Source organism: Peribacillus sp. SRI_006, from assembly GCF_057586375.1.
Genome location: NZ_JBYCZT010000013.1, coordinates 160695 through 173165 on the forward strand (window position 1 = coordinate 160695; position 12471 = coordinate 173165).

11 protein-coding genes and 2 pseudogenes are annotated in these 12471 nt (G+C 37.4%); 11 read left to right on the forward strand and 2 right to left on the reverse strand.

Annotated elements, in window-relative coordinates; genetic code table 11:
- The first annotated feature begins 150 nt into the window (after positions 1-150).
- The 8 genes and pseudogenes from AC2YHV_RS19715 to AC2YHV_RS19750 all read left to right on the forward strand — a co-directional run.
- Positions 151-1146: an asparaginase gene (locus AC2YHV_RS19715; protein WP_487373884.1), complete on the forward strand. Its 996-nt coding sequence runs from the start codon at positions 151-153 to the stop codon at positions 1144-1146.
- Between the two features lie 151 nt (positions 1147-1297).
- The gene (locus AC2YHV_RS19720) at positions 1298-2731 is read left to right on the forward strand and encodes an alanine/glycine:cation symporter family protein (protein WP_477589076.1); all 1434 of its coding nucleotides are present in this window, start codon (positions 1298-1300) and stop codon (positions 2729-2731) included.
- Between the two features lie 130 nt (positions 2732-2861).
- Positions 2862-3659 carry a fumarylacetoacetate hydrolase family protein gene (locus AC2YHV_RS19725; protein ID WP_400449716.1) on the forward strand — a complete coding sequence of 266 codons (798 nt, stop codon included), beginning with the start codon at positions 2862-2864 and terminating at the stop codon, positions 3657-3659.
- Between the two features lie 409 nt (positions 3660-4068).
- Positions 4069-4455, forward strand: a complete 387-nt coding sequence (locus AC2YHV_RS19730) for a DoxX family membrane protein (protein ID WP_063576833.1) — start codon at positions 4069-4071, stop codon at positions 4453-4455.
- 216 nt (positions 4456-4671) lie between these two features.
- Entirely contained in the window at positions 4672-5208 is a 537-nt protein-coding gene (locus AC2YHV_RS19735; RefSeq protein WP_487373885.1) for a nucleotidyltransferase domain-containing protein, read from the forward strand.
- A 201-nt stretch (positions 5209-5409) separates the two neighbouring features.
- Positions 5410-6372: an L-lactate dehydrogenase gene (locus AC2YHV_RS19740; protein ID WP_054396795.1), complete on the forward strand. Its 963-nt coding sequence runs from the start codon at positions 5410-5412 to the stop codon at positions 6370-6372.
- Positions 6373-6546: 174 nt separating this feature from the next.
- Positions 6547-6678: pseudogene (locus tag AC2YHV_RS19745) on the forward strand (hypothetical protein); the annotation flags it as partial.
- Between the two features lie 58 nt (positions 6679-6736).
- Positions 6737-6838, forward strand: a pseudogene (locus AC2YHV_RS19750) (L-lactate permease); the annotation flags it as partial.
- A gap of 492 nt (positions 6839-7330) precedes the next feature.
- Here the strand turns inward: AC2YHV_RS19750 and AC2YHV_RS19755 are convergent.
- The gene (locus tag AC2YHV_RS19755; protein ID WP_034313375.1) at positions 7331-8200 is read right to left on the reverse strand and encodes an SDR family NAD(P)-dependent oxidoreductase; all 870 of its coding nucleotides are present in this window, start codon (positions 8198-8200) and stop codon (positions 7331-7333) included.
- Between the two features lie 123 nt (positions 8201-8323).
- On the opposite strand from AC2YHV_RS19755, the gene AC2YHV_RS19760 reads away from it, so the two are divergent.
- Positions 8324-8767: a MarR family winged helix-turn-helix transcriptional regulator gene (locus tag AC2YHV_RS19760; protein WP_034313372.1), complete on the forward strand. Its 444-nt coding sequence runs from the start codon at positions 8324-8326 to the stop codon at positions 8765-8767.
- Positions 8768-9558: 791 nt separating this feature from the next.
- Here the strand turns inward: AC2YHV_RS19760 and AC2YHV_RS19765 are convergent.
- Positions 9559-10731, reverse strand: coding sequence for an MFS transporter (locus AC2YHV_RS19765; protein WP_487373897.1), 1173 nt, complete (start codon positions 10729-10731; stop codon positions 9559-9561).
- 313 nt (positions 10732-11044) lie between these two features.
- Between AC2YHV_RS19765 and AC2YHV_RS19770 the strand changes: the two genes are divergently transcribed.
- A complete protein-coding gene (locus AC2YHV_RS19770; RefSeq protein WP_082854678.1) occupies positions 11045-11542 on the forward strand; it encodes an ester cyclase in 498 nt (165 codons plus the stop codon).
- Positions 11543-11584: 42 nt separating this feature from the next.
- Entirely contained in the window at positions 11585-12166 is a 582-nt protein-coding gene (locus AC2YHV_RS19775) for a TetR/AcrR family transcriptional regulator (protein ID WP_487373886.1), read from the forward strand.
- Positions 12167-12471 lie beyond the last annotated feature (305 nt).

Here is a 12471-nt window from a genome sequence, read left to right on the forward strand (position 1 = left end):
GTGTACGAAAATTGAATATTTTTATCTTGAATTATTATATTTATGTTACTATAATTACATGGAAAGTACGCGAATCGAATAAACATACGCGAATTGAATACTTTCTTTTAAAAAACGTATTGTAAAAAAGAGATAGAGGAGCCGTTATCATTGAAAAAATTAATGTTGTTTGCGACTGGTGGAACAGTAGCCTCACTTGAAGGAGAAAACGGACTTGTACCTGAACTGCATGCCGATGATCTATTAAGTTACATTCCTGAATTAAATGTACGTTGCCGTATTGATACGAAAGAGTTAATGAACATTGATAGCACCAACATACAACCAGAGTTTTGGGTAGATATGGCGAATGCTATTTACGAACATTACGATCAATACGATGGCTTTATTATTACTCATGGTACCGATACAATGGCTTACACATCAGCTGCACTTTCTTATATGTTACAAGATTCATCAAAACCGATTGTTGTTACAGGTTCGCAAATTCCTATTTCGTATAGTAAAACGGATGCAAAACGAAACATTTCAGATGCCATTCGTTTTGCTTGTGAAGATATAGGTGGGGTATATATTGTATTTGACGGCAAAGTCATTCAAGGGACAAGAGCGATTAAACTTAGAACGAAAAGCTATGATGCCTTTGAAAGTATTAATTATCCGTATGTTGCATCGATGCATGATGACCATATTGAATATAATGAATCGATTCATATTCAAAAAAAGAAACACATTCAATTAGATACATCACTTTGTACAGATGTAGCGGTTGTGAAATTACATCCTGGGATAAAGCCAGAATTTTTTGACTGCCTAAAAGATTTGTATAAAGGAGTGGTTGTGGAGAGCTATGGAAGTGGTGGTGTTCCTTTTCAAGTGCGCAACATTTTGGCGAAATTAATTGAATTAATAGAGCACGGTGTATCGGTTGTCATTACGACTCAATGTCTAGAAGAAGGAGAAGACATGGGGATATATGAAGTCGGTCGGAAAATTGACCATAATCGTGTAGTACGTTCTAAAAATATGAACACAGAAGCAATCGTGCCGAAATTGATGTGGGTGCTAGGAAAAACAACAGATCCTAAAAAGGTAAAAGAAATGATGGAAACATCGATTGCAGCAGATATTACATTATATTTTTGAGATATTGCCATCAAGGCTATTAATTCAAATATTTGGCGGCTATATAACTCCTGACTTTAACCAGAATTCATCAGTTGATGAAGTTGATATTTTTACAGTGAAAAAACTAGGTATCTTCTAAGTTAGTAAATTTTTTATAAGAGGTGATAGAATGCAACAATTATTACATGATGTAGTTGGCGTAACAAATGAATTCCTTTGGTCAAAATTATTAGTTATTATGCTTGTTTCTTGTGGGATTTATTTCACATTTAAATTGAAATTTGTACAGGTTCGAATGTTAAAGGAAATGGTCCGTGTTTTAATGGAAGGGAGAACTAGTTCTAAAGACAGCGTTTCCCCATTTCAAGCTTTCTGTATTGGTATGGCCGCTCGCGTTGGAACAGGTAATATCACAGGAATTGCGATTGCGATTGCATTAGGCGGTCCTGGAGCGATATTCTGGATGTGGATTATTGCTATTATTAGCTCAGCAACCAGCTTTATTGAAAGTACGTTAGCGCAAGTATATAAAGTGAAAGATAAAACTGGTTTCCGAGGCGGCCCATCCTATTATATGGAAAAAGGATTGAACAAACGTTGGATGGGAGTATTATTCTCTATTTTAATTACGCTTTCTTTCGGTCTTGTATTCAATTCTGTACAATCAAATACCGTTACAATTGCTTTTGAGAATTCATTTGGTACAGATCGTTTAATCGTAGGGATTCTCATGACACTTGCTTTCGCTGTGATTATCTTTGGCGGTGTGAAGCGTATTGCAAAAATTGCTGAATACAAGGTTATGATTCTAGGTGTGTTATACCTTGGAATGGCATTATTTGTCGTAGCAATGAATATAACCAAAATGCCGGAAATTCTTTCTCTTATTATTAATAACGCGTTTGGCTTTGAACAAATAGCAGGCGGTTCAATAGGCGCTGCGTTCATGAATGGAGTTAAACGTGGTTTATTCTCGAATGAAGCTGGTATGGGGAGTGCGCCAAACGTTGCCGCAACGGCAAAAACAAGTCATCCGGTGAAACAGGGACTTATTCAAGCATTTGGCGTATTAACGGATACACTGATCATCTGCACAAGTACAGCATTTATTATTTTACTTTCTGATGCTTATAAACAACCAGGGCTAACTGGCATTGCACTTACACAAACATCATTAAGTGAACACATCGGTTCCTGGGCATCAGGTTGTCTTGCTATCTTTGTTTTCCTATTTGCATTCGGTTCGTTAATTGGTAACTATTATTATGGGGAAACAAATATTCGATTTTTACACAAAAGTAAAGTGTGGTTGATTCTATATCGAATAGGCGCGTTCGCCATGATTGTATTCGGTTCGGTTGCAAAGGTCGAGCTTGTATGGGATTTAGCAGATTTATTTATGGGCTTGATGGTTATCGTAAACTTAATTGCCGTTCTCTTATTATCAAAAGTAGCTTTTGCAGCATTAAGTGATTATATGAAACAGAAAAAGGCTGGTCAAGATCCAGTTTTTTATAAAGACAGCATTAAAGGTCTTGAAAATCTTGAATGTTGGGAGCACTCTCAAGATGCTACCAATATAAAAAAAGAAAACATCATGTAATAAAAAAAATTTTCAGACATAAGGGTTTGGTATTATCCCCTACAGGGGGCTTGTTTGTGATTAGGAGGAGAGCCGAATTTTATATTATCTGAGGTAAGTATATCTTACTCATCAAAGGAGTTTATTCATAATGCATGTGCTACAAAAAACACAAAAAATAGTTCGCTATCAGAATCAACACGGCAAAATACATTACGGTATTGTTGAGGATGAGATGATATTACAACTGTCTAGCAGTTTTGCGGAACTTGTCAAAAAGGAAATAAAGTATGACGGGGTAGAGCTGAAATATAGTGACGTGAAAATTTTGGAACCTGTAAAACCTTCTAAGGTGGTTAATTTCGGCTGGACATATGCAGGTCATGCGAAGGAAACAGGGGGAGAGGCAAACCTTGTAGAACCATTTCTATTTTTAAAGCCATTATCTGCGCTTATTGCAGACAAGGAGAAAATTATCCTTCCTCCAAACGATCTATCCAACCAAGTGGAACTTGAAGGGGAAGTGGCCCTGGTCATTGGAAAGCGAGGAAAAAACATTAAAGAAGAAGATGCGCTTGATTATGTGTTTGGTTGCACGATATTTAATGACGTCACAGCAAGAGATCTTACAAAAAAAGATCCACAGTTTACGCGGGGCAAAGGATTTGATACGTTCGGACCTTTGGGACCATGCATCGTTACCGGGGCAGATCCTACAAACTTAAGGATTGTGACCACTTTAAACGGCCGCGTTGTCCAAGACGGAAATACCAATGAAATGTCTCTAAGCATTCCATTTTTAATCAGCTGGCTTTCACAGGTAATGACACTGGAGCCCGGTGACATTTTGGCCACGGGTTCACCATCTGGCAGCTGCCCGATCAAGTCGGGGGATGAAGTCGTTGTTGAAGTCGAGAATATCGGTCGGTTGTGTAATGAGGTTCAGTAGGATGTGCATGGATTGATAATACCAAAAATGAAAATATTCATAAATGTATGAGCCGACTTTTTAAAATGTTACAGGGGACATCGCTATAAAAAGAAAGAAGAGTTTCTTTGTGCGTGCATTCGCATGTGCTGCTAGAGAAACGGCAATATTAAAGAGCTTGGTGTCTATTTATTTGAGATAAATGATAAACCTGATGGTCAATGGCTAAATATAGTTGAGTATTGAATCAATTCCTTAATGAACTAACGGTGCGTTAGCTGAAGATCGGAGCTGTCTTTAAGACAGCTTTTTTTCTTATGCAACTATAGGGGAGGGTTAGTTGCATTAGTACAAAGTTTTATCGTACTGCGCAGTAACCAACTATAATAAAATTAGAATTAAAACTAAAATCAAATTGGTGGTGTGCAGGTTGAATAAAGTCCTTTTACATCTCTCCAGAATATTTTTAGGTTTTATCTTCCTTATTGCAGGTCTAAACGGTTATTTTGTCATTTTTGACTTTGAACCATTTATTGCTACTAGCCCCGAAGCGATGGCATTATTCAAATTTGAATATCTATTAATATTTGAAAAGTTTTTAGAGATTGTTTGTGGAGTTTTACTTTTAAGTAATCGATTTGTCCCATTAGCACTTGCAATATTGGGTCCAATTGTAGCCAACATTTTCTTACTTCATTTGATCCTTGATCATTCGTTACTTGTTTTAGCAGTAATAATTGTAATCATGTATAGTTATTTGTTGTTTTGTTACAGAAAAAGTTTTAAAAGTATTTTGGAGAAAAAGCCTTCTCATTAATACTTCCTTGAATTACACATTTTACGTCAAGTTTGTATCAACTCTACAATAACGCTATTGAACAAACGGGTGCGTTAACTGAAGATCAGAGCTGTCTTTAAGGCAGCTCTTTCTATATGCAACTAACGGGGCAGGTTTTTTGAAGAAGGATTTTGCAATCCTTATGCAGAATAAGGTAATGCTTAAAATCTTAGTACATAAAGGGTGTGTATGAGGATGGATTGTAAGAATGTTACCGGAGAAAATGATACAGGCAAATCACAATTAAATATACTTCTTGAAATAAATGAAATTTGCTTATCACTTAATTTTAACCTGTGGCTACGAGGCGGATGGGCGATAGATTTTCTTCTTGGAAAGATTACTCGTTCACATACTGATATTGATTTAGTTACTTGGTTACATTATCGTGAGCACTTGGAACAGGCTCTTGTTAATGCTGGTTTTCAAATAAAGCCTGTAGGAGAGTTTCAAACCGATTTCCTCAAAAACAATGTCGATGTGAGTTTTGTATTTGTTCGGTATTCTGATAATGGCGATATAGTCGCTAACGGTTTTCCAGATTGGGTATGGAGGAAAGATGCCTTGCCATTGGAACTTTATAATTTAAGAGGTGTATCAATAAATGTTCTAAACCCATACCAATTACTTGAGGAAAAAAGAGTTTACGAACAAGGAACAGGAAGAAGACTTCGTCCAAAGGATTTTAAAAGCATAGAAATTATTAAACAGATAATTGATGCAAAAAGTTAGAGGTTAAAGGGAGAGCGTTAAAGATAGAAACTGAGTAGCTTTACAGAGAAATTTATGCAGTTTAGTAGCCTTTGTAAAAACACATTTTTTTTGAAAATGGATTGTAAATTGGAAAAAAGTGATGTATCATTAATTTGTGAAATTTTTCACAAACAATATTGTCCTTTTGAAAACTTAATGAGATGAAAGGATGAAAAACCTATGACAAAAGAAAAAGTAAGCCGTGTCGCATTAATTGGAACAGGGTTTGTAGGCTCAAGCTACGCCTTTGCTCTTATGAACCAAGGAATTGTAGATGAGTTGATTATGATTGATTTAAATAAAGAAAAAGCAATTGGTGATGTGATGGATTTAAATCATGGGAAAGTTTTCGCTCCAGATCCGACAAATATTCGCTTTGGAGAGTATGAAGATTGTGCAGATGTAGATTTAGTTGTAATTTGTGCAGGAGCGAACCAAAAACCAGGAGAAACACGCCTTGACCTTGTGGATAAAAATCTGAAGATTTTTAAAACAATAGTCGAGAATGTCATGGCTAGTGGATTTGATGGCATCTTTCTTGTTGCAACCAATCCCGTTGACATCTTAACATACGCAACATCGCATTATAGTGGGTTACCTAAAGAACGAGTCATTGGATCTGGTACCATTCTTGATACAGCTCGTTTCCGTTTCCTACTAGGTGATTACTTTAAAGTCGCGCCGAAAAATGTGCATGCGTATATCATCGGAGAACACGGTGACAGCGAGCTACCTGTTTATAGTTCTGCAGACGTGGGTGGTATTCCCGTTTTGAAAATGATTGAACGCCAAGAACACTATAAAAAAGAAGACTTAGATGAGATTTTTATTAATGTACGTGATGCAGCCTATAAAATCATTGAAGGAAAAGGTGCTACTTACTATGGCATCGCTATGGGACTTGTGCGAATTACAAAAGCCATTCTCCACAATGAAAATAGCGTGTTAACTGTCTCTGCTCATCTGGATGGCCAGTATGGTGAAAAGCATGTGTACATGGGTGTTCCAGCAATCATTAATCGTAGTGGAATCCGAGAAATTGTCGAATTAGAACTCAATGAAGAAGAACAACAGAATTTCCAACACAGTGCTTATGTCTTAAAAGACATTTTGGCGCCTCATTTTGAAGAATTAAAATTATAACATTAAATAGAAAGAAGAAAGCATCATGTGGATTCAAGATTATAATCCATTGAATAACACGTACTTATCAGCCTTGGTTGCGGCCTTTCCTGTCATATTCCTTTCTATTGGGTCTGACTGTATTTAAAATGAAGGGCATTATCACAGCCCTTCTTACTCTAATCATTAGCATAGGTGTATCGGCATTTTTATTCCAGATACTTACTAGTTGGATCGTTGTTTGAAGGCCAATATGGTCAAAGTAATGTTCATGTTGATACTCCAACTGTAATTAATCGTACAGGTGCAAAAAATAATGTGGAGCTTTCACTAAATGAGAGCGAAAAAGAAAAGTTTGCACACTCTGTTAAAACACTTAAAGATATTCAATCTACCGATTGCAATCTGTGCCTTTCTATTAGTTGCATTGGGATTCAAACCTATACAGGCAGCCATGCTCTGTCTAGTAGCAAATGGTGCTTCAGGAGTGAATAAGGGGGTGCTGCAGCAACCCTTATTGAAAGGTTGAACGAAGGAATGTAGGAGCATCGATTCTGTGAGACATGGGAGGGTGGACCTCCATGAAACATTGATATCCTATAGTGCGATCATAACATTGCTTAAACCAATTTTTTCCTATGATTGGCTAGTTTAGCATACACTTTTTTCGATAAATCCCTATCCTAGAGGAGTAATGCCGAGCTTACATAGATAACGGTTAATGATATGACTATGAAATCCTAAGAATTCTAAAGCAATCGTGAGATTGTGTTTAGTTTATTGAGGGAGGTTAGTTCAATAACAAACGTAATAAAAGTTTGGAAATGAGAAATACGGGAAGTGAAATTGAACTTGAATTTACTAAAGTTTCAGCACTAGTTGTATAATAAAAGACTATTTGTCTAAATTGGAATCGCATTAACCAATTCCCATATACATTTCCGTTTAGGAAAATGTAACTTCATTGAAGAATAGTAAATCATTTTATATACTCTAATAATAATTCTTTGGTATCATTCCACAAACTTTGCTGCATAGAAACATCTTTTCCTGGATATATCGGATCAATTTTATCTCCAGTTCCAACATTAAAGTATCCTCCTGTCACTCTCTCATATTCGGAATCAAGCGCTAAACGAACAATGATGTCAGCCCCTCTTTTTGGATCTCCGATATTAAGGAATTCTAAGACTTTTCCCAATACAGAAGATATACGAAGTTCTCTTCCCAGGCCAGTATTATTGAAACCAGGATTTAGAGCGTTGGCATTTACCAAAGTTCCTGAAAACTGACGCACTAACTCACCAGTAAACATGATATTTAGAAGCTTTGTTTTTCCATAAATTTTAGATGAACCCCTCAATGTAAATGGAGATGTGTCCGTCAAATCATATGGTAATTTTAGTTCCCCATGATTTCGTGAGGCTTCCGAAGCGACATTAATAATTTTTGCATTTTTTGCTTTTACCAAAGAGTCCTTTAACAGATTTGTTAGTAGCCAAGGCGTTAGATAGTTTACCGCAATCATCTCGGCAAATCCTTCAGAGGTAACACGTTGCTCGAACCCATGAAGCCCAGCATTGTGGATGAGTACATCAATTTTTGAATAGTTTTGTTTTATCTCAAGTCCTATACGGCGAACATCATGCATTAACGATAAATCACCAAAATAGAAATCAACCTCCGTATTTGGTGAAGCTTCTCTAATTAATTTCTCAGTTGCTTTAGCCCGTTCTTTGTTACGAGCAGTCAGCACTAAATGTGCACCACGTTTTGCGATTTCAATTGCAGCAATCTGACCAATACCACTGGTAGCACCAGTCATTACAATTATTGGATACTCGGGCATTATACATTCTCCTTCTATAAACTTGACATAGTATTAACAATTAAATATATTTGACATATATCAATCATATTCAAGTATTTGATATATGTCAAATACATTTAGTTGCGTTGAGAAGGGAGAACTATGGATATTAATAATTCTGATTTGAGAGAAGAACTGGAGTTAGCTCTTGGTGAACAGCTCAATTCGTTGATTAGTGAGGCACATGCACTTAATGTCAGAACTGCAGCTACATTTGATACAACTTTGCAGCCAGCAGCCTTTTTGATTGTTCGCTGGTTATTTTCACATGGTCCTACTAACGCATCGACTTTAGCTGAATCAACAGCAATGGACCGTAGCTCTATCAGTAGACTTATAGGGCAATTAAAAGGTCTGGGATATGTAAAGAGTGAACCCCACCCTAAAGATCGTCGAGGGGTAATGCTATCTTTAACCGAGCTTGGTCATGACAAAACAATAAAAGCTTTAAAAGAAAAAGAATCTATTTTTTTCGAACGTATTTCAGGATTGACGGATTCAGAATTGAAGGCATATATTGAAATGCTAAAAAATCTAACGATATAACACAGTTGATAATTCTATTTGGAAATAGGAGTCTACTATTGAACTTATGACTAAATCTGAAAAGCTCGTGTGTTAGCGTGTTAGATAGTATCCACTATTCCTACGTTGAAAGTCCAAATGAGTTTAGAGAGACTAATGTAGATTTTTGCAGTGAAAAAAATTGTATTACATTTGCAGCTCAATCCAGATTCCTTAAATAAAACTAAGTATGTGAAGAAAAATACTAAATATAAAAAATGAAGAAAACCCCTGATATCAAAATTTTCGGGGGTTTTCTTCCTATATGTTCGTTTAGTGTAACCAGAACCATCCAGCAGTGTAAAATATGATTCGGTGGAATTGGCGGAATAGTTATTTGTAGTGTTTTCAAGGGAAATGAAGTATTTTCTGGCTATGCTGCAATGTTAGGAATGATCATAGCTTTATTAAGCGCTATTTTCTTCCAATTGAGTTTGATGCACCAAGATAAAGAATAATTATTGAGCTAACAGCTGGGTTAGCTGAAGATCATAGCTGTTTTAAGGCAGCTTTTTCTTTATGGAATTATCGGGGCAATTTAGTTTAAGAGTACTGTTTGATCTTTGTTCAACAATTGGGCCATTTAATCGAATAAGTGTATATTTGAAATAAAGCTGCACTGCTTTGGAAAAACTCTGTATATAAGCGTGCGTTTGTTGAACAAGAAGTAAGAGGGGTGATACATATTATACATGACTAATATGTATCACCCCTTTTTGTAACTTTGTATGATTTTAAGACTTGAAAAATTTCAAACCAACAAAATATCGTTATTATTTCTTTCTAATCTGCTCCGTTATACGGTAGGTTATTACCCAATACAAAAGGGCCAAAGCGCTGACAGAGGCACCAAATAGACATACTCCGATCCATCCGTAGTTTGCGTATATATTGGTTGAAACAATTGAACCCATGGCACTGCCGATGGAATAAAAAATCATGTAAGCAGCAGTAAGTCGGCTTCTCGCCTCAGGACGCACTGTGAAAATCATACTCTGATTGGTGACATGTACTGCTTGCACAGCCAGGTCAAGAAAGATAACGCCAATAACTAATGCGATCAGTGAGTGTTCGGTAAAGCTGATTAGGAACCATGATGCTAGCAATAAAACTAGGGCTATGCAGGTTGTTCGCTGCCCTAAACCTCGATCAGCCAGACCCCCAGCACGAGCAGCAGCTAATGCTCCGGCAACTCCAGCAAGACCAAACGCTCCAATAGCGGTATGTGAAAGAGAGTATGGTGGAGCACTGAGAGGAAGCACCAACGAAGTCCACAATGTACTAAACGCGGTAAAAATCAGCAGAGCCAGTACTCCGCGGATGCGTAGGATTCGTTCTTGCATGAACAATGTGAGCACCGAACGAAGCAGCTGCGGATAGGATAGTGACTCTCTTTCGCTTTCATCACGCGGGAGTACTCGGAACAACACGCCAGTCATGATGAGCATCATGGCGGCAGAAACTAGATAGACCGAACGCCAACCGGCGAAATCGGTTAGTACACCAGCGAATGTTCGTGCGAGCAAAATGCCGATCACGACTCCACTTTGCACCAAGCCGACTATACGTCCACGCTCGGCTGGGGCAGCCAAAGTCGATGCGAACGCTACGAGCACCTGAGTCACCACAGCAAGCAGTCCGACCGCAGCTAACCCCGTGAACAGCACTGTGATGATGGGGGCGATGCCAACCACAATCAGAGACAACACGGATAAAAGCATCTGACCGATGATTAGCCGACGTCGATTCAGTAGATCACCGAGCGGTACTAGCAGTAGCAGTCCTAGCGCGTAACAAAGCTGAGTAATGGTAATGACAATGCCGATGGATGAATGGGCGATACCGAACTCGGTCGCCAGAGAGTCTAGCAACGGTTGTGCATAGTATATGTTGGCGACAGCCATCCCACAGGCTGTTGCAAACAATAGTGCCATATAGCGAGTCATGGTTGATCCGGATACTATTTGTAACTGAACCGTTTTCGTATCATGATCTTCAACTTTAATTGTTGTTTTTTCTTTAACCTTAACCTTCACCTTTACCATTACTTACACCCCTTTTTGTACTTAACAGTATAATATATCGTTCGGTATGAAATGATTCCTTATAAGGATAACCAACAAAACGTTTTGATGTCAAGTAAGTTATGCAGTTATTTGAATGCTGTCCTTGAAAAAATGATCACAATTTGACAATAGGAATTTAATTAAATAAAATCATAATATACCGATTGGTAATTAAAAGGGGGATTAATTATCCATGAATCAAATACCGGGGAATAACGAATTAACTGAATTATCTGGGGGCGATTCACCATCTCCAAAATTCCTACAGACAAACGAACAGATTATAAAAAGCTTCTTTGAAGTTGTCAGATCAGGTTGCAATCCCGAACAAGCTAAGTTTTTTATGGCGAAGGAGGTAAGAGCACATCAAGTGAATTCAGAAAGCATGGTGACAATTAAAAGGTCACCTGAGAATTATGCTGATCATATAAGAGAAATGATAGATTCATGGGGGAAATTTAAAATTGAAATTCAAGAATTAATTTCTCAAAATCAAAAAGTTCATGTCAGATGGAAGCAGACAGGAATGCATATTGGAGAGTATGAGGGTTATCTGCCTACAAATAAAGAGGTTATTGAAATAGGTAGTGCCGTATACCGATTAGAGGATCGAAAAATAGTGGAATACTGGATTCAAGTGGACAGATTCGGAATCATTGAGCAAATAAAAAAGAATCAAGAACAAGATTAATTATCTAGTGAAGAAATTTTATTCTGAAATGAGGGATTTATTATGGTTCGACAACGTGAATTTGATGAGGAAAAAGCGTTGGATGATGCTATGTTGCTTTTTTGGGAGAAGGGGTACAAGGCTACTTCGTTAAGCGATTTGACTGCCAAAATGGGGATACAACGACCAAGCTTATACTCAGCTTTTGGAGACAAAGAGAAATTGTTTGAGGCTGCATTACGCAAATATACAAAGCTACATGCTTCCCATATTCGAAAAAAACTTCAAAACAATCTATCAGTAAAGGAAGCATTTCACACATTTTTTGAAGATTTGGTGGAAGAGGAATATAAAGAAAGTCCGAACAAGGGATGTTTTTGCATTAACACAATGGTGGAACTTGCCCCTCACGATGAAAAATTTGAAATCCTTACAAGGGAGCATCAGATGTATCTTTCGATCATATTTCAAGAAACGATTGTCCGAGGTATTCGCTCAGGTGAGCTCGAAAGCAACCTTAATGCTAAAGTTTTAGCACAGACACTAGTCGTTTCATTAATCGGACTTACCGTGTTGATGAAATCTCGTCCAGAGCGTTCATTTGTAGAAAATTCTGTAGCGATGATATTATCATTATTAAAATAAGTTTATCAAAATTCCAGTTTTATCAATCATGTCAGTCCCCGTGAATAAAGGGGGGTATAAAACCCAATCTATAAAATCGATTGCAGCTGTAATTCTAATTAAAGGGAGCGATTCTTGAAGAAGTTTCGCTTTTCTTATAGAACTAACGGGTGCTTTACTTCATTACCAGGAGCTGATCAGCAGCTCCTTTTCTTATGCAATTATCGGGGCAGCATTCCTGTAATAACTGAAAATGAGGTTTGAACGAAAAAAGACCTCTTGATAAGATGAATGTGTCCTGAGCTGGCCAGCTAAAAAGGACAAAA